Below are 18,195 nucleotides of genomic sequence, written 5' to 3'. Positions count from 1 at the left end.
AAGAATCTTTAGCTGTAAAACCTACAATGCAGGCATTGAAAGTTATTAACTAATTGTATGAATACAATGAGGTTGTAATGAGCCAGCAAAGTAAAGCGACAGCAGAACTAACAACAACAGAGCAACAAAATCAGAATCAAGTCACAGAGAGTAATATTGAAACCGATAGCCAGAAAAACAGTGGTGAACAGGCACGGGATCCACGACGAGCGACTTTAATTACACTGCTAGTTTGTGCAGGGTTGTTTATTTTTTATCTCGTCTCTGACCGGGTGATTCCGACAACGGATATGGCAAGGGTAAGAGCCAATATTGTGCCATTAGCCCCATTAGTGAGTGGCCCTGTAACGAAAGTGCACGTTGAACCCAATGATATTGTCGAAGCCGGTCAGCCATTGATAGAGCTTGATCGAACGGATTATGTTATTGCCCTTAAGCAAGCTGAAGAGGATTTGGAAAAGGCAGGTAAGGAAGTCGGTGTTCAGACCGCATCTGTTGAATCGGCACAAGCACAGTTAAGTGATGCAATTGCTAACCAGCAGAACGTTCGCCGTCAGGCGGATCGTGTGTTTGCCATGGTGAAAAAGGGGATTGTAACTCAAGCTGATGCGGATAAAACCCATGCCGCTTTGGCGCAAGCAAGTGCCCGTGTTGATCAAGCGAGAGCTTCTGTTGATCAGGCCAAAAAGCAACTAGGTGCGAAGGGAAATGAGAATACTGAAATTCAAGCCGCCATTCTGGCCCTTCAAAAAGCGCAGTTGGATCTTGAACGTACTGTGATCAGGGCGCCTTCTGCTGGCGCAGTGACAAACTTTAGGTTAGATGAAGGTATCTTTGCCAATAAAGGCCAGCCTCTGATGACCTTTGTATCTGGTGATGAGAGTTGGGTCGAGGCTTATTACCGTGAAAATAGCCTAGGTAATGTTAAGCCGGGCGATAAGGTTGAGATTGCATTGGACAATGTACCAGGTGAAGTTTTTGCTGGAGAAGTTACAAGTATTGATTACGGTGTTGATTGGGGACAGGCACAACAAACAGGCCAATTAGCGACTGTGACTAACCAGTCTGGTTGGCTTCGTCAGACGCAGCGCTTCCCGGTTATGATTCGTTTTGAAGAGCAGATGCCAAAGGGAAGCCTTAGGGTTGGCGGTCAAGCCGATATCATGATGTATACCGATAAAAGCTCACTGATGAATGTGTTCGGAAAAATCTGGATCCGAGTGATCACTTGGTTCTCATATATCCGCTAATACCTTTGGAGGCAGAGGCATGCGTTTAGAACAAAGTCGAAATATCCTCCGATATGTAACGGGTGTGATGTTCTCATTGGTATTGGCTTACAGCCTAAACTGGACACTGGCATATGTAATGCCAGTGTTTGTTGCCAAGCTTCTAGTAGATAAACCTGTCGCGGATAAACAAGTCATGACGGAACTCGGTTTATCTATGGTGGCGACGGTAATCATTGCTTTGTTAGTGACAAATGGGTTAGCTCAATACCCAATTATCATGCTGACTCTTGTGGGCATTTTGATGCTTTGGGCTTATTACTTGTTCCAAGAACAAAAATGGAATTTCTTCGCGACCATGCTGATGATATCGGCATTGTTATTGCCTTATTTGGGTTTGATGCAACCTGTTATTGCTCTTGAAGTTGGTAAGGCCTTAATGCTAGCCGGGGGCGGAGCTGTCGTTGTTTATGGATTAATGCATTGGGTGTTTCCATCTCAACCTACAATGCTACCAACGGTTGAAGAAAAAACGCTAGAACAAGTGCGTCAGGAACAACAACTGAAGATGAAGGAGTCATACAAAGCACTGTTGATTAGTTTTCCGGTCATTGCGTTTTGCTATTTTTTTCAAACCACAGGCGCAATTCTAACAATGATTTTCGTTGGTATTTTGTCGCTGCAGTTAACTGCACCTAAAAGTGTCAAGTTGAGCATGTTTTTGCTGATGACCAATATTGTGGGTGGTTTTTTAGCAATCATTGCCTATGAGCTGTTAGTTACCGTACCTTGGTTCCCGTTCTTGGTTGCGATGATGGCGTTCTTTACATTGAGTTTTGCCAATAAGATATTTAACCAGCCAGAGAAAGCCCCGATATATGCCGGTATCTTTTCAGCGCTTTTGGTGATTTTTGGTGCTGTTGTCGCCAGTGACACGAAGCTAATGGATGTCAATTTCTACACCCGAATTTGGCAACTAGTCCTATTGAGTGTTTATATGATCAGTGTCTCTACATTGATTGAAAAATGGCAATCAAGGAACAATGTGAGTGATGATTCAGGTACCCCGGTGTTGCCGGGCTAAGTGACAAATTGTTTACGGTAGTCTTTGGGAGGGAACCCCGTAAGCTTTCTAAATGCTCGTGAAAAATGGGCAATATCGGCATAGCCTAACTCAACAGCGATGTCGGTTAACGAGTAGTCTTTGTTTTCCATTAGGCGACAGGCTGTTGCCAGCATAATGTTGTCTCTGATGTGCTTAAAGCTGGTGTGTTCCTGAGACAATCTGCGCTGAAGTGTTCTTGGCGTTGTTCCTAAAATGTTGGCAGCGTCAGAAATGGTCATAGATTGTTTGCATAGGTATGGAGCGAGCGCGTGATAGATAGACTCGATATATGTGATTTCTCTAGGAGAGTCACTAGAAGGACTTGAAACAGTAAACCTAGCAGAAGAGTGATAGGGAAGAGCAAGGATGTCATTACTTAATGCAACGGCACCGAGCTTGCGCTTGGTATAATAATGGGTGGTGTTGGATTTCAGAATCAGCGCTAATTTGTCAGCCCCATCGGATTGCATGGCGATATAGCTAGGAGACCAGTCTTGCTTGCTGGCGTAGCGAATAAACTCAATGATGAACAGAATTGCAAATATTTCTGACCAGACATAGCCATCAGTCTCTTCGACTGGCTTAAATCGGCACAACCACGGAGTATCATTGAAGTAACCTATGCTTAACTGAGTGGTTGGCGACTCATGCAGCACTGCTGTTCTCATTTGCTCAATAGCATCGCCAATACTTTCCGGATTATCTAGGTGTTCTAGTAGTTTAGGAATGAAGTATTCACGAATAGAAGTAACCAGCAAACCCCCATAGAACTCAGGTTCAGCGCGCTCGGCCATCATACCTAAAAGGTTTCTTATTGGCGCTTCAGGTAGGTATTCGTGATGCTGCTGCAGTATATCATCAGGGATACCAGCCGCACTTAACAATGGATAAATATCACTTTCGAAATGCTTGACTAAAGCAATGATCGTACTGGCATTTACTGTTTTGATTAGCGGTACCAATTGACCTTGTTGCATCTTTATCGCATTCCAATATGTGTAATCAACAAATTATAACGCTTTTTTCTTAAGCTAAGAACGTTTAATTGAGATTTGTAATCGGGCTTAAGAGAGGAGAGTAGTACCGCCCTTGAGGAATACAGAATAGTACAAAGAGGTACATTGCTAATATTGTGTCGTCAAAGTGCGAACTTTATTCTGCGTTAAAAGAATACTGTTTTATTGGTGTGTGCAATGAATTTGATACGTGATGCATTTAGTACTTATAAAGTCACTTGTCGTAATAAGCCGAAAAGTATAGCAAAATATATTTTACGCGGGGTAATTCACCACAAACCGCTAAAGATATTGAATGAAAATTTTAGAACTGGTGAACGTGTCCAGGTCTTTAGAAACCAACCTGAGTTCGCTCTTAAAGCAATGCGGCCTTATTTAAGGACAGGTTTAACGCGTATGCAAGCCGTCCAGGCTGTTGTTGATCATCATCAGTGGCTAGATTCACACTTCAATTCAACGGCTCGACAGACTATTTATCAGCATGGATTGACCTTACATCGTTTTGAAGTCGGTGATGAGAGTTTTGAACTCAAGTTTCTTTTCCTAGATAGCTACCGCAGGGAAGGTGAGTTAACGTTAGCGCTTTGTGATAGCTCAGGTAAGAAACGTTATGTCATCACGTTTACCGTACATGAAGGTAACGCCTATGTGGGCGGGGTTCAAGGTAGTACAGATACTGACAACTTCAGTAAGAGATTCACCAAAACGGTTTATGGCATTAGGCCTAAAGCGTTTGTCGTCGAAGCATTGAGAATGGTTGCGAATTATTTTGGGATCAAAAGAATCTATGCAGTGAAAAATACAGCCCATGTTTATGCAGATTCACGTTATAAGAAAAAGCTAAATTTTAATTATGATCAGCTTTGGCAGGAACAAAGTGGTACGGAATTTAATGAGTGGTATTATCATTTACCGTTAGTCAGTGAGCGAAAAGAGATCGAATTGGTGAAACGGCCTAAACGTAAAATGTATCGAGAAAGATACCAATGGCTTGACCAATTAAACCATGATTTGAAGCTTGAGCTAGATAAAGTCTCTATAAACTAGGTCTAGCGCTATCGATTCGTATTTCTAAATAGATAGCAGGTGATACATTCTCGTAGAATGTATCACCTTTAATTGCTATAAGTCATGAGCGAATTTAGCCCGTGTCACTAACACTTTCGTAAAGATTACTTTTTTCAAATTCAATTTGCGCTTGCTCTAACTCTGCCATCAAAATCTCAATGTCTGCTTGGTTGCCTAACCTGATTGCTTCACGCACTCTATCCCGACAATGAATTAGCTTTTCTCGTGGAGTTTTTTTATCAAAAAGCTCACGCAATCTGTCCGCTTGATCCATAAATCACCCCATCCCGTTTAACAACTTGTAAAGATCAGTCAGTTTGCGGATACCAATAACGTCAATGTGAAGTAACTATTATGCTTATATGAAAAAGATATCATATTGGTAGGATAGTAATAGTGTTTCTGTGTGATGCTTTTCACGCTTTCATAGTTATTAATTCTAAATCTGTATATTCACTTGTGTTAATTACATTTACGCTTCACATTTGTTTGGCTTTTGTATGAGGTGTGTAAGGAAAGATAAGTGGATAAAGCGACTTTTAAGGCCAATGTTGAGTGGGTTAGGAACAAGCAGGAAATGTTTATTGGCAATAATTTTAGTCGATCACACCAATGGCAGTTCGATGGTGGAGTGTGCGTGCCAGCGAGCGCTTCTCATCAGATCGTCCCATTACCGTATTCTAATCCAGAAAATGTTGACCCTGAAGAAGCCTTTGTTGCAACACTATCAAGTTGCCATATGATGGCCTTCCTCACAGTTGCTTCAAAGAAAAAGTATGTTGTGGAGAGTTATATTGATCATGCGATGGGTGTTTTGGAACAAGGGGAGACGGGGAAGTTTTCGATAACAGAGGTAACGCTGCGGCCTGATATCCGGTTCTCCGGTAGCAGATTACCGTCAGCAGTTGAATTGCAAAAGATGCATAACGTGGCCCATCAGAACTGCTTCATTGCAAATTCTGTCAATACACGGATTAATATTGAAATCTAGTTGATAACAGATTGATAAAGTAATGCCGCCTCAAGAGAATAGGCGGCTTCGACGTTTCACTGATTAGTGAAGAGAACTCTTGTTAGGACCGTTACGAACTAGGTCTTTACCATTCTCATACACTTCTTCGGTTACCCAGCGGCCCATTAGGAGTTGGTGTTTGTCATCAAGGACAGCGACAAAACGACGGCCGTCAGCATTGTTGGTTGCCAATGCAATACCCGCGACATTAGTAAGTCCCAAACCACCGTTCTCAACAGAAATCAGGAAAGCTTCTAGCTCTTCCAAGGTGGTGATAATTTCATTTTCATTGATCATAATATGTATCTTATCAGAAAGGTTGTAGCTGCATTTTACAGAGGATAGAGGAGAAATTGAATTTTGGCCGATTTAGTTGCTTATTTTTAATTCTACCTTGTAGCAATGAATCGTGTGTAAGACATTGTTCTTGCTGGATTGCTCAAATCATGTACATTATTTACCATCAGGTAAAGGTCAGTAGTGGAACAGTATTGGAAAGGAGTCCGTAAGAATGGTTAGCAAAACGTATGTTGTGATTGGTGCAGGTGCTATCGGTGGCTATTACGGGGCTAGGCTCCATCATGGTGGTCACGATGTACATTTTCTTTTCAACACTGATTACGACTATGTTTGCGCAAATGGACTTTCTGTCGATTCTCATTATGGTGACTTTTCAATTTCCCCTGAACGACTCAATGCTCATGGTTCGAGTCAAACGGTGCCAAAAGCCGATGTGGTACTCGTTGCATTGAAAACCACACAAAACGATGTTTTGGAATCTTTAATTCGTCCCATGCTAAAACCAGAGACATTAGTGGTTTTGCTGCAAAACGGTATAGGTGCAGAGCCAGCCCTGGCAGCAAAGTTGGGGCTTGACCATATTGCCGGTGGTTTATGTTTTATCTGTTCAAACAAAACTGGGCCAGGCCAGATTCAACATATTGATTACGGGCGGCTGACTATGGGCGTTTATGGCGAGTCTGGTATGCCTGCGCTCAATGATGTAGCTGCTGATTTTAGACAAAGTGGTGTCGATGTTGATGTGGAATGCAGCATCATGGATGCGCGATGGAAAAAGTTGTTATGGAATGTGCCATTCAATGGCCTCTCAGCCGTTTTGGATACCGATACTAGTTTGATGATGGCCTGTCCCCAGACAGCTGATTTGGCAAAGGCAATCATGTTGGAAGTAAGGGAGGCTGCTCTTGCGTCCGGTTCAACGATTGATCTGTCGATGGTTGATACCATGTTGGCCAACACCGCCAAAATGAAACCTTACCTGACTAGTATGCTCCTCGATAAGCGTAATCGTCGGGAAATGGAGTTGCAGTACATGTATAAAAATGTGCTCGATCTAGCAGATGGCTTGGGTGTGGAAATGCCAAAAACTGAAATGCTGTACCAACAATTGTGTTTTATTAACCTCCAAACGGCAAACAATCGGTAATTTACCTATTATTCTGTCAGCCAATGCTTGTTAGTTGCTACTAAAACAGGGGCTGGACTGTTAGACTGCGCATCCAATTTTTCTATAGTGGTAGTTAATAACCATGACTTTTGCTTCACTGCAACTTAATAAGTCGGTATTGGGGGCTTTACCTAGCCAGCTTTGTCAACCAACCGACATTCAACGCCTTGCTATACCTTCAATAATAAAGGGTAGTGACGTTTTGGCATTGGCGCAGACCGGTAGCGGCAAAACATATGCTTATGGTCTGCCGATGTTGCAGCGAATTGATACAGAAAAAAAGCACGCGCAATGTTTGGTCTTGGTGCCAACTCGTGAACTTGCTTCTCAGGTGAGCGATTCCTTAAAAGATGTTGGTGTTAAGCTGGGTATACAGGTAGCCATGTTATGCGGTGGTGTCTCTGCTGAGTACCAGCAAGCTGAGATAGAAAACGGTGCTCAGCTTGTCGTCGCGACACCGGGCCGCTTGTTGGACTTCCTCAATAAAGAGCTGATTTCGCTTAAATCTTTAGCAATGTTTGCGCTTGATGAAGCTGATAGGTTATTGGAAATGGGCTTTTGGCCTGATGTTCAGAAAATCTTTTCTTTTGTCCCAGCGTCTCGGCAGACTTTGCTGTTTTCTGCCACCTTGCCTGAAACTCTTGAGAATGCCGCGTTAGGTTTAATGTCCAAACCTGAGCGCGTTATTGCCAATGCGCAAAACAGTGTGGTTGAAGACATTCATGAGCAGCTCTACCTAGTCAATAAAGGCAGCAAGCCACAAGCTTTGATTGCCTTGTTGAAGCAGAATAACTGGCCGCAAGTGTTGGTTTTCGTCGCAGAGAAGAAGGCGGCAGATAATTTAGCCAAGCGACTGTCTAAAGCCGGCATCAATGTAGACTCCCTTCATGGTGATAAAGAGCAAGCCACTCGCGAGCAAACATTGGCAGAGTTTAAAGCACAAAATACACAAGTGTTAATCACGACCGATTTGCTATCACGAGGTATTCATGTTGATGAGTTACCAGTGGTGATCAACGCTGACCTGCCTGAAAATGCGGCTGTATATGTTCACCGTGTAGGCAGGACTGCTCGTGCTGGTAATAATGGCCTAGCGATTTCCTTAGTATGCCACGGTGAAACGTTAGCTCTGAATGCAATCCGTAAGCTAACTGGTAGGCCGATGGAAACGACAGAGCTTGAAGGTTTCCCAGTAACGGATAAACCTGCAGATCTCACATCAAACACTGAACGTAAGCGGCCACCGCGTGATAAAAAAGCTAACCGCCGTAGCCAAGCTAAGCGCAGTATTAAGCAGTTCAAACCGAAGAGAAAATCAAACTAATTTTCATATCAATTAAATCTAATGAGCAACTTCGGTTGCTCTTTTTTTTGCTACATGGTTTGACATTGAACTTTGTGATGTTTAGTATCTGCGCCTAATTTTTAGCACGCCGTTATCGTGCCTAGTTCAATGGGTATGAAATTGTGTTTATGGGTATAGCAGAGGTCTAAATGAAAAACGTGTTGTGTGTTGTTTTGTTAATTCTGGTCTTGCCAATTAATGCCAAAACAAGGACTGAAACGGCTGGAGATATATTGCAAGTAGCTCTCCCTTTGACTGGACTAGGTGTGGCATGGTGGAAGGGGGATGATGAAGGTTTGGAGCAGCAAATCAAAGGTGCATTAATCACTGGAGCCATTACCCATGGATTGAAATTTGCTATTGAAGAACAGAGACCAAATGGCAAAAATTGGGACTCATTTCCGAGTGGGCATACCTCTGCAGCGTTTAGTGGGGCTGCTTTCTTACATCACCGCTATGGTATCGAATACGGCCTTCCTGCGTATGTTGCAGCTTCCTATGTAGGTTACAGCCGCTGTTATGCATCCAAACATTGGGAGACGGACGTTCTTGCTGGGGCAGTACTCGCTTATACGGTTAGCTATTACGTTACTACAGAATACAACGATCCAAATCTTACGGTAGCGTCTGCTCGATTCGGTAATAGTGACGCACAAGGGATTTTGTTCAGCTATTCCATTTAATTGGAATAGGGGATCGGGTCAATAGTTATTTTAGCCCTTTATTCATTGCAACCTTTTATCCAGTCTACACTTTCTAGGATTGTTGATGAAAATGACAGGGATGTTAAATGAAAAAATATTGGGTCACAGCCTTTGTTTTGATGATCACAGCCAGTGCCAAAACTCAGGCTCAAACGTATGTGCGATATGCATTTGAGGATCAGGTTAAATATGGCATCTTGCAAGGAGAGAATATACAGCCTTTAAAAGGATCCCCCTTTGACGCCACATTACCTGATGGAAAGCCTTTGAAGTCAAACCAAGTTCAGATGCTCCTACCGACAGTACCTGAAAAAGTGTTTGCGGTTGGGATGAACTTTGCCAGCCATATTTCATCTGATAGTCAATCGCCACCGCCCCTGTTTTTGAAATTACCCTCATCATTGATTGCTACCGGTGAGCCTATAGTTTTCCCCCGTGACGCAACGAATGTACATTTTGAGGGTGAGTTGGTGTTGGTGATAGGTAAGACCTTGAAGGATGCTGATGAAGGTGAAGCTAAAGAAGCGATTTTCGGAGTATTAGCAGGTAACGATTTAACAGAACGTAGTTGGCAAAGTCGCGATCTGCAATGGATGCGGGCAAAAGCCAGTGATGGGTTTGGGCCGATTAGCAACCAGATAGTCACCAATGTGGACTATAACAATGTGTTGCTAACAACCCGCCTTAACGGTGACATAGTCCAGCAGGAGAGCACCAAAAATATGATCCACAAACCGGAAAAAGTGGTGAGCTACCTGAGTCACTATTTTACCCTTAAGCCCGGTGATTTGGTGTTTATGGGCACACCAGGTCGTACCAAAGCGCTAAGCAAAGGTGATGTGGTCTCCGTTGAGATTGAAGGTGTGGGAAAAGTTGAAAACCGTATCAAGTAGGTAAAAGGTGAGGTATTACCAGCACGCTGGTTCACGACTGTTCCTTGCTATTGAGTACTGAGTGATTAGATAATCATTTTGAGAACTCAGGAGACTGAAATGGAACAGATATATGTGGCTGGTGGGTGCCTGTGGGGTGTTCAGGAATTTATGAAACACCTACCCGGTGTGATTTCTACCGAAGCTGGCCGAGCAAACGGGACAACAAGCACCACAAAGAGTGATTATGATGGTTATGCCGAATGCGTTCGGATAGATTTTGATGCCACGGTTGTGAGTGTTGAACAATTGATGGGGTACTTGTTCGAAATTATTGATCCCTACAGCATTAATAAGCAGGGTGAGGATGTCGGTGAAAAGTACCGTACCGGCGTATATAGCAAAGACCCGGCACATATAGATAAGGCTAGGCAATATATCAATGCGCGAGAAGACAAAGAGCGAATTGCCGTTGAAGTACTTCCTTTAGCCAATTACGTCAAAAGTGATGAAGAGCATCAGGATAGGCTAACGCGTTTTCCTAATGATTATTGCCACATTCCGTTAGACCTTTTGCACAAGTATAAGAAGGCAAACTAACTATGATTGAGGGCAATTAGCCTTTGATATACCGGTAAAATAAAAAGCCCGAGCCAATCAGGTTGGCTCGGGCTTGTTGTTTATAGCTTGCGAAGGCTACTCACAAAGATCCAATTCGTTATGGATTAACACCACACATTGGGAAGCGAAAATCATCTTTGGCCCAAGGCTTATCTTCTGGGTACCAAGGCGTTCCAAGCTTTTGAATGTCTTCTTCGGCATAGGAATGTGGTCGGTGAGTAGGAAGCATGAGTTACCGCTGAACTCTTGTTCGCGGATTGAAGCCCCTTTCTTGTCCATCATGTAAAGTTGGTAATCTTCAGCCAGATCTTTGACCAGCTTTTCGAAGCTCAATGTACGGACCGTAATGCCAGGCTCGACCTGACGCTCTTGCTCTTTGGTCATTCCACGTGATACATCGAGTGCTTTGGCTACTTTACTAAGCAATGCTTGCTCATGGAAACCACCGATATTGGTCATTTCATTGGCAACAAAAGTGACTGTGCGGGAGTAGTCTTGGGTGCTTTCTAGTACCAAGTGCACAATCACATCTTCACGGTGCGATTGCGCCACAAAGATCGAATTCATTAGGGTATGGGCCAAAATTTCGGTGTGAGCTTCTTGGCCAACTGAAGCCAGTAGTTGCTGGCTGTCGGTAGGAGCGGATCTGGCTCGTAATACAAAGGCGCGCATTGAAGAATGTCCTACAGATAAAATTACTTTTGAATCAATATTTTGATATCAACCGAGTCTACTCGGCAATCAGAAGGGCAAGATTATCGCACCTTTGCAGTGATATGTAACTGAAATAATGCTTGAGAGTGACATGTGGTGCGCGAGTAATTAAAAATAGGCCACCGAATTGAGGTGGCCTATTTTTAAATGGAGCATCGATAAGGTGCCCTTTTAAAGTTCAAACACTTCTGACAGGGTATCTATCATTTGATCATAGTAAGGGTTGAATGTCAGCCGAGCGTGGACCTTATCTGGTTCTCGGTGATCCCATGCGCTATACCATACCTCACCGCCAGTACGGCAGTAATCTTCAGCCTCCTGCGACTCTTGCCCGTTACGGCAAATAGTTTCACTGCCATTTATGCCATAGTAAGGGTTCTTTGGTGAATATAACACCCCCATATGGGACATATTACTTACACGCAATTCGGGTACTCTGCTGTTTACAAAAACGACGTTATCTTGGTCGAGTTTGGGGCTTGTGCCGTACCACATTAGCTTGTTGTCAGGGTGGGTGAACCGAGTTTGAAATATGTCTTTGATAGCCTTGGTATCCAACACACTGTCATGCTCTGTCAATACCATGAATGTCGGGCGGTCAAATTGACGTTTTTCTAAATCTTCCATGGTAGCTTTGCTTGTGTGGTAATACTGGGCAAAGCCATTGGTCGGCATATTGCTGTAGCGGGTATAGTTGGTTTCGCCATTAGGTATGTTTGTGCGAAGCCAAGGCCTTACCGAAGAGAGCAAGGGGGTCATAAATGCCATAGGCTCATTGGATTGGAAGCCTGGCGAAAACAGCATCAGCCCCGCAATGTCTGGGTTATCCGCGGCATGAAGATAGGCAAGGTTGCCACCGGTTGAAAAGCCACCTAAGTAAACCTCCTCAACCTCTTCCTCAAGTAACGCTACTTGTTTATCAACGAGTTTTTGCCACTGATCATGATCAGCATTCATCATGTCTGCTGGACGGGTTCCATGTCCATCAAGCAGGACGGTCCTGACGAGAAACCCGTTCTCTACCAAGGATTGGCTGATATCAACAAACGAATACGGGGAATCCCCCAAACCATGGATCAGTAATATCCCTTTTCGAGGGCTAGCGGGATTATCAGCAGCCTGCTCTTTGCTTGATTGGGGCCTTAGTTCAAAAGGCATATTTGCTTTTAACTCTTGCTGCTTGTTCTCAGTCAAGTAATACCGGTGCTGGCTGAGTTGTCTCTGCGTTTGGCTTAAATACTCATCGAAAGAATGGTAGCCGTTAACCGGCTGGCTGCCCGACGACTGATACAGTGGATGGTCGACTGTGCTTTGGCAACCAAAAAGGGCAAGAGCGGCGACAGTTGCACTGAGGATTATTGTTTTACTTGGTTTCATAGCAATCTAATGAGTGACGTTATTGTTTATCAGGTTAAAGCTACCACTATCAATATGAATAGGGGATTAAGATGTAGAACAATTTAATTACGTTATTATTCAGGAAAAAGTTGTGCGCATATGTCAAAATGCGCCGTCTCCAGCAAAAAATCTGTAATGTAATGAACTATCAAGCTGCTATTTTCGATATGGATGGTTTGCTTCTCGATACAGAACGCGTCTGTATGCGTATCTTTAAAGAAGCCTGTGAAGTACAAAACCTTCCATTTTATGAAGATGTTTACCTATCAATCATTGGCTGCAATGCGGCGGGAATCGAGGTGATATTCCGCCAAGCCTATGGTGATGATTTAGACCGCCTGCATAACGAGTGGCGTACTCGTTACAATGCAGTGGTAAAACATCAGGCAATCCCGGTAAAAGAGGGAGTGATAGAGCTATTGGAGTGGCTGAAATCGCAAGGAACGCCGATTGCTATCGCGACGTCTACTGCCAAAGATGTTGCCAAAACAAAGTTAGAACTGGCGGGTATTGCCAAGTACTTTGATAACCTCACTACGGGTTGTGAAGTTGCCAACGGTAAGCCTCACCCTGAAATTTACCAACTAGCGGCGAGTCGTCTGAATGTCGCGCCTGAGCACTGTCTGGCTTTTGAAGACTCAAACAATGGTGTAAGGGCGGCGGTTGCTGCAAACATGAAAACCTATCAGATCCCTGATTTGGTCGACCCATGTGATGAAGTGCGTCAATTTGGGCATGCTATTGTCCCATCGCTCTGTGATGTGCTTGCTGAGTTAAAATCGGCGTAATATTGAAAAGCCTCTGTTAATGAACAGAGGCTTTTTTCTTTAGGGCATTGCGTAGGTCTTGGCTCGTTAGTTACCGGCTTCAACTAAACATACAGGCGCATCGACAAGGCTCTGGTAGCCTGTTGGCGTGATTTCTCCCGTTTCGGTGTTACGATGAAAGCTCACGATATTGTTAGAGTGCTGGTTGGCAACTACTAGCCATTGCCCATCTTTGGAAATAACGAAATCCCTTGGAAATTGTCCATGGCAATCATAGGTATGTAATGGTTTCGGCTCCTCGCCTGAAACGTCAAAGGAGCTGATGATGTTTTGTGCTCGACAAGACACATATAAGTACTGCTCATTCTTTGAAAGACGAATAGCCGACGCCGCTTCACCGTTTTCAACTTCAGGCAACAGCTCGCATTGATGTGTTATCTGCCAAGTGCCGTCGTTAAGAGTTAGGACAACGAGCGTTTCAGATAGCTCACACACTACATAGGCACGGGTTTCATTGTGATTGAACACCATGTGGCGTGGTCCAGCACCTGCTGGCATTGTGATAGTTTGCGTTAATTGGAATGTGTGCTGGCCGTTTTCATCATCAAACTGATAAAACCGAATACAATCCGAGCCGAGATCAACAACTGCCAATTGATTGTTATGGGTCAGGAATGTGACTTGGTGGGCGTGAGGAGATGCCTGACGGTTTGAATTTGGCCCGCAACCGTCCTCGTATAAATCGGCAATAGCTTTTATTGGCCTACCATTGTCATCAAGTAGATAAACAGACACATTACCCGAACCATAGTTAGCTACGGCAAGGTAAGGGAATTTGATATCTATATGGCAAGGATAATCCCCCGCGATAGGCAAGAAAACATTACCTAGCTTTGAAGAAAACTGCAGTGCTGCACTTTCTTCCTGAGAGGTTTCACTAAAGCTGTAGAGGCCATTATCCGTGGTGGTCAAATAAGATGGGTTACGCAGCGCGGTTAAATCTTCATTGCGGGTCAGTTCACCCGTTGCCGGGTCTAAAGAGATCTGGGCAATTCCTTTACTGGTACTTGGTGCATCGGTATAAGTACCGACATAAAAGTGCAGGTGATTGTGGGAAGTCATGAAATGCTCTGAAAAACAACTAAAAAAACTGCCTATACCATGCCTTTTGACCCTAGAGACAGCAATGAATTAAACGCTGGGTAGAGTCAAAATGTGAACCAGTTAGCTTGCCTGCATGAAAACTGGGGTTGTTTCTATAAGTGAATTTGATTTGAATAGGGCAATTTTGTACAAAATTAGCAAAGGTCGTTAAGCTAGACTGGCGTCACAGGAATAGTGAGTAAGCAATGTCAGAGCAAACAAAGAAATTCAAAGAGGACGTGAGCTTCTCAATCGCTGATGAATTGGGCGGCCTTGAATTATTACAGGCAAAATATAAGCGGCAGAATTTCTCACTCCATAGCCATGAAGGTTATACCATCGGGGTGATAGAAAAAGGTGCGCAACGTTTTTATCGTACTGGTGGCAATCATGTCGCACCGAAAGATCATATCATTTTGGTCAATGCCGATGAGGTTCATACCGGCCATTCAGCGACTGAAGGGGGTTGGGAATACAGGGCGATGTATCCTCTACCAGAACAGTTCGCTGCAATGACCGAGGGGTTAGGCTCGCACCCGTCAGTTCCGTACTTTCCTGAGCCAGTAGTCCATGACCCCGATGTTGCGCAGCAGTTACGCTTGGTTTTTTCGACTTTGGAAAATTCGGATAACCGGCTATTACGCGAAACCTTGGTATATGGCGCGTTAGTTAAGTTAATGGCAAGGCACAGTAAAACCCGCAATGAGTTTGAACCGCATACCCGAAGCCAGAAACAGGTAATGCTGGTGAAGACTTTTCTCGACGATTTTCCTCAGGCGGATGTTTCCCTTGAAGAGTTAGCGAAACTAGCGGGGTACAGCCCTTATTATTTAGTCCGGGCGTTTCAAAAAGAGTTCGGTCTTCCTCCCCATGCCTACCAAATCCAGAGCCGTTTACGTTATGCCAAAAAACTGCTGAAGGCAGGGCATTCGATATCAGATGCCGCGCAGGAAGCCGGATTTCATGACCAGAGCCATTTCCACCGTCATTTCAAGCGCGCAATGGGAATTACACCTAAGCAATATACTGGCTCTTTAATCTAGCGATGAATTGAGCAATTTTGTACAAGTATTGGTTCCGGTATTTTGGCGATATGAATAGATGATTTCGCAACAAAGAAGATTTTTTGGATGGATACAACGATAGTGGAACACCCAGAAGAAACCCGTCGAGCACGATTATTTGGTCAAGGAGCCTTGGCCATGGTACCGCTGAGTATAGCGGTGATTCCTTGGGGGTTGCTCGCTGGTTCTTTTGCGATTGATGCAGGGCTGAACCCTTTGGAAAGCCAGGCCATGTCAGCAATCTTGTTTGCAGGTTCGGCACAGTTAGTTGCCACGGGTATGTTCAAAACGGGGGCGGGCCTGTTTAGCATGATGCTGGCGACCTTCTTTATAACCTCAAGGCATTTGCTTTACAGCGTATCGATGCGGGAGAAAATCAGCCCGTTGCCGTTGAAGTGGCGCTTGGGTTTGGGTTTTCTATTGACTGATGAGTTATTTGCTATTTGTGGGCAGCAGTCAATAAAGCAGTTTAACCGCTGGTATGCCTTAGGTGCAGGTTTGAGCTTCTATTTGGCATGGAATGCAGCGACATTGGTGGGGATTGTCGCTGGCAGTTATATACCAACCTTGAATGAACTTGGTCTCGAGTTCGCTGTTGCTGCGACCTTCATTGCATTGGTTATACCGCATGTTATTAATCTACCCGTAGTATTTGCGGTGTTATCCGCATTAGGTCTGTCAATCACTTTGAATTACTTCGATATCGGTGGGGCATTAATGATCGCAAGTCTTGGTGGCATGCTGGCCGGTTACTTTGCGGAGAAATGGCGGGGAGAGCAGGGGTGATCATTTTATCGATTCTGGTGCTCACGGCTTTGGTTTTCTTGAGCCGGTATTTGTTTTTGGAGCCTAAACTGCCACTTAAAATTAATCCCGAACTGCAGCGTTTATTGAAATACTCCAGCCCTGCGGTATTAACCGCTATTTGGGCCCCCATCGTGTTTATGCCTGAAGGGGAAGGGTTGTGGCTTGCTGTTGATAATCCTTATCTATTGTCGGCATTATTGGCTGCAGGCCTGGCTTGGAAAACCAAAAATGTACTGTTAACAACAGTTGTGAGTATGTTTGTGTTTTTAATATTGAATCTGCTGATATTTTAGTCGGCAAATTGTGTTTCAAACCTTATCACTGTGAGCAAGATCATATTGGATCTATTGCTGTAAGTAGATTGATACTGTAAAACATGCATCCCCTTACCGCGGCATTCTTAAGCAGAGAAGGTATTATGAAATCAAAGATGTACTCAACGTTCGCTAGCGAATATGACGAAGTTATTCAAGACAACATCTACAATGCTCATTTAGAGCGTCCAACGCTTCAAGCAATGCTGCCAGTCCTCAACGATATTGATGTGCTTGATCTTGGCTGTGGCTCTGGTGTGTATGCTCAATTCTTGCTTGAGCAAGGGGCTAAACATGTTACCTGTATTGATTACTCTGAAGAGATGGTTCAATTGGTAGCAAGCAAGGCAGTAAAAGCAGAGCTAACCGATAAGGTTGTTGCGTATGCGCAGGATCTTTCTAAAGGGTTGCCGAAGGAAAAGGATGCGAGTGTCGATTTGGTCATCTCACCATTGATGGTCCACTACATTGAAGATCTAAATCCACTGTTCAGAGACGTTCACCGTGTATTGAGAGTGGGTGGTTCTTTTGTGTTTTCGACCCACCATCCGTTCGCAGATTTTGAGTGTACGCAAAGCGGCAACTATTTCGAGCGCGAATTAGTGCAAGAAGAGTGGAATACAGTGGGTAAACCGGTTCAAGTAAGCTTTTATCGTCGTTCGCTGACCGAAATTATGAACGCGCTAACCCAGAATGGTTTGGTGATCACCCAGATCTCTGAGGGTGAAGTGTCAGAGAAGGTCAAGGAAATGGATGAAGGCCGTTACGAGTACCTATCAAAGAACCCAAACTTCATTTTCATTAAGTGCCAGAAACTCGCTTAATTTATAGCGATTGTACATGTGTAAAAGGCCGAGTTAACTAGCTCGGCCTTTTTATATCGGTCATGGGTGTGAAAAGGCACGAATAGTCGTCATCACAATGTTATCAATCTTCTGTTCAAGTTCTTCACCTTCAGGTAAAGGCAATATATCCAGTACCATAGGCCAAAACAGTTGGCCTTGTAATAGGCTGACATAAACACTAGTAATAGTTTGGACATCTCGGGCGAATAGCTTTTTAGCCACGAGCGCTTGTGCGAACCACTGGCTTACTGCGTGAGTATGATATAGGCGTTGGGTAATGGATTTTGCCAAGTCAGGTTGACGGAAAAACTCCATCAAAATAGTGCGCGATAATTCAATGCCATATTGCTCGTAAATTATCTTTAATTCATGCTGGGTGATTAAACGTAACTGCTCATCCAGTGGCTTATTCACATCAAACTGATAGTGCTCTTCTTCGACTGATTTCTCTCTAATTTCGGTTAAAACCGCTTCGAACAATAATTCTTTACTCTCAAAGTGCCTGTAAAGCGTCCGCTTAGAGACTTCTGCTGCCTGACAAATATTGTTCATATTGGCAGCTAAAAAGCCATTTTTTATAAATTCTTGTTTGGCTGCACTGACGATAGCCAATCTTTTTTGTTCTGAACGCGCCATTAATTCATTCCGTGATGGTTTTCACTGAGTTTAGCAACGTATTGTCATAAGGTAAACTCATGAGTTT

General features: G+C 43.9%; 21 protein-coding genes. 14 read left to right on the top strand and 7 right to left on the bottom strand.

Features of this window, described 5'->3' with window-relative positions; all coding sequences use genetic code 11:
* Positions 1-77: 77 nt before the first annotated feature.
* Positions 78-1,250: an HlyD family secretion protein gene (locus C9J01_RS03505; RefSeq protein ID WP_107296707.1), complete on the top strand. Its 1,173-nt coding sequence runs from the start codon at positions 78-80 to the stop codon at positions 1,248-1,250.
* Between the two features lie 19 nt (positions 1,251-1,269).
* Complete coding sequence (locus C9J01_RS03500; protein WP_107296706.1) at positions 1,270-2,313, top strand: DUF2955 domain-containing protein; 1,044 nt, start codon at positions 1,270-1,272, stop codon at positions 2,311-2,313.
* On the opposite strand, the gene C9J01_RS03495 is transcribed toward C9J01_RS03500, so the two are convergent.
* Complete coding sequence (locus C9J01_RS03495) at positions 2,310-3,311, bottom strand: helix-turn-helix domain-containing protein (RefSeq protein WP_107296705.1); 1,002 nt, start codon at positions 3,309-3,311, stop codon at positions 2,310-2,312. The genes C9J01_RS03500 and C9J01_RS03495 overlap by 4 nt on opposite strands.
* A gap of 216 nt (positions 3,312-3,527) precedes the next feature.
* Between C9J01_RS03495 and C9J01_RS03490 the strand changes: the two genes are divergently transcribed.
* Positions 3,528-4,397 carry a VirK/YbjX family protein gene (locus tag C9J01_RS03490; protein ID WP_107296704.1) on the top strand — a complete coding sequence of 290 codons (870 nt, stop codon included), beginning with the start codon at positions 3,528-3,530 and terminating at the stop codon, positions 4,395-4,397.
* A gap of 94 nt (positions 4,398-4,491) precedes the next feature.
* Here C9J01_RS03490 and C9J01_RS03485 read toward each other — a convergent pair whose 3' ends face one another.
* Entirely contained in the window at positions 4,492-4,692 is a 201-nt protein-coding gene (locus C9J01_RS03485) for a hypothetical protein (protein WP_107296703.1), read from the bottom strand.
* A gap of 303 nt (positions 4,693-4,995) precedes the next feature.
* Here C9J01_RS03485 and C9J01_RS03480 point away from each other — a divergent pair, with 303 nt between their 5' ends.
* Positions 4,996-5,409 carry an OsmC family protein gene (locus tag C9J01_RS03480; protein ID WP_107297407.1) on the top strand — a complete coding sequence of 138 codons (414 nt, stop codon included), beginning with the start codon at positions 4,996-4,998 and terminating at the stop codon, positions 5,407-5,409.
* 63 nt (positions 5,410-5,472) lie between these two features.
* Here the strand turns inward: C9J01_RS03480 and C9J01_RS03475 are convergent, their stop codons facing one another.
* Positions 5,473-5,727, bottom strand: a complete 255-nt coding sequence (locus C9J01_RS03475) for a hypothetical protein (RefSeq protein WP_107296702.1) — start codon at positions 5,725-5,727, stop codon at positions 5,473-5,475.
* A gap of 214 nt (positions 5,728-5,941) precedes the next feature.
* Between C9J01_RS03475 and C9J01_RS03470 the strand changes: the two genes are divergently transcribed.
* The 5 genes from C9J01_RS03470 (at position 5,942) to C9J01_RS03450 (ending at position 10,419) form a co-directional block, all read left to right on the top strand.
* Entirely contained in the window at positions 5,942-6,877 is a 936-nt protein-coding gene (locus C9J01_RS03470; RefSeq protein WP_107296701.1) for a 2-dehydropantoate 2-reductase, read from the top strand.
* Positions 6,878-6,980: 103 nt separating this feature from the next.
* Positions 6,981-8,222 (top strand): DEAD/DEAH box helicase, encoded by a 1,242-nt coding sequence (locus tag C9J01_RS03465; protein ID WP_107296700.1) that lies wholly within the window; start codon positions 6,981-6,983, stop codon positions 8,220-8,222.
* A 170-nt stretch (positions 8,223-8,392) separates the two neighbouring features.
* The gene (locus C9J01_RS03460; protein WP_107296699.1) at positions 8,393-8,926 is read left to right on the top strand and encodes a phosphatase PAP2 family protein; all 534 of its coding nucleotides are present in this window, start codon (positions 8,393-8,395) and stop codon (positions 8,924-8,926) included.
* A gap of 107 nt (positions 8,927-9,033) precedes the next feature.
* Complete coding sequence (locus C9J01_RS03455) at positions 9,034-9,840, top strand: fumarylacetoacetate hydrolase family protein (RefSeq protein WP_107296698.1); 807 nt, start codon at positions 9,034-9,036, stop codon at positions 9,838-9,840.
* A 99-nt stretch (positions 9,841-9,939) separates the two neighbouring features.
* Positions 9,940-10,419 carry a peptide-methionine (S)-S-oxide reductase gene (locus C9J01_RS03450; protein ID WP_107296697.1) on the top strand — a complete coding sequence of 160 codons (480 nt, stop codon included), beginning with the start codon at positions 9,940-9,942 and terminating at the stop codon, positions 10,417-10,419.
* Positions 10,420-10,515: 96 nt separating this feature from the next.
* Here the strand turns inward: C9J01_RS03450 and trmY are convergent, their stop codons facing one another.
* Positions 10,516-11,112 carry a tRNA (pseudouridine(54)-N(1))-methyltransferase TrmY gene (gene trmY / locus C9J01_RS03445; protein ID WP_107296696.1) on the bottom strand — a complete coding sequence of 199 codons (597 nt, stop codon included), beginning with the start codon at positions 11,110-11,112 and terminating at the stop codon, positions 10,516-10,518.
* A gap of 213 nt (positions 11,113-11,325) precedes the next feature.
* Positions 11,326-12,531, bottom strand: coding sequence for an alpha/beta hydrolase (locus C9J01_RS03440; RefSeq protein ID WP_107296695.1), 1,206 nt, complete (start codon positions 12,529-12,531; stop codon positions 11,326-11,328).
* A 161-nt stretch (positions 12,532-12,692) separates the two neighbouring features.
* Between C9J01_RS03440 and C9J01_RS03435 the strand changes: the two genes are divergently transcribed.
* Positions 12,693-13,340, top strand: a complete 648-nt coding sequence (locus C9J01_RS03435) for an HAD family hydrolase (protein ID WP_107297406.1) — start codon at positions 12,693-12,695, stop codon at positions 13,338-13,340.
* Positions 13,341-13,406: 66 nt separating this feature from the next.
* Here the strand turns inward: C9J01_RS03435 and C9J01_RS03430 are convergent, their stop codons facing one another.
* Complete coding sequence (locus tag C9J01_RS03430) at positions 13,407-14,441, bottom strand: lactonase family protein (protein WP_107296694.1); 1,035 nt, start codon at positions 14,439-14,441, stop codon at positions 13,407-13,409.
* Between the two features lie 227 nt (positions 14,442-14,668).
* On the opposite strand from C9J01_RS03430, the gene C9J01_RS03425 reads away from it, so the two are divergent.
* From C9J01_RS03425 to C9J01_RS03410, 4 genes are all read left to right on the top strand, one after another.
* Positions 14,669-15,505 (top strand): AraC family transcriptional regulator, encoded by an 837-nt coding sequence (locus C9J01_RS03425; RefSeq protein WP_107296693.1) that lies wholly within the window; start codon positions 14,669-14,671, stop codon positions 15,503-15,505.
* 87 nt (positions 15,506-15,592) lie between these two features.
* Positions 15,593-16,312: an AzlC family ABC transporter permease gene (locus C9J01_RS03420; protein ID WP_107296692.1), complete on the top strand. Its 720-nt coding sequence runs from the start codon at positions 15,593-15,595 to the stop codon at positions 16,310-16,312.
* Positions 16,309-16,626, top strand: a complete 318-nt coding sequence (locus tag C9J01_RS03415; RefSeq protein ID WP_107296691.1) for an AzlD domain-containing protein — start codon at positions 16,309-16,311, stop codon at positions 16,624-16,626. Before C9J01_RS03420 ends, C9J01_RS03415 begins: the two co-directional genes overlap by 4 nt.
* 125 nt (positions 16,627-16,751) lie before the next feature.
* Positions 16,752-17,471, top strand: coding sequence for a class I SAM-dependent methyltransferase (locus tag C9J01_RS03410; protein WP_107296690.1), 720 nt, complete (start codon positions 16,752-16,754; stop codon positions 17,469-17,471).
* Positions 17,472-17,531: 60 nt separating this feature from the next.
* Here C9J01_RS03410 and C9J01_RS03405 read toward each other — a convergent pair whose 3' ends face one another.
* Positions 17,532-18,128, bottom strand: a complete 597-nt coding sequence (locus C9J01_RS03405) for a TetR/AcrR family transcriptional regulator (protein WP_107296689.1) — start codon at positions 18,126-18,128, stop codon at positions 17,532-17,534.
* Positions 18,129-18,195 lie beyond the last annotated feature (67 nt).

The sequence above is a fragment of the Photobacterium rosenbergii genome (assembly GCF_003026455.1).
GTDB lineage: Bacteria > Pseudomonadota > Gammaproteobacteria > Enterobacterales > Vibrionaceae > Photobacterium > Photobacterium rosenbergii.
This window is presented reverse-complemented; position numbering and strand designations above follow the sequence as displayed.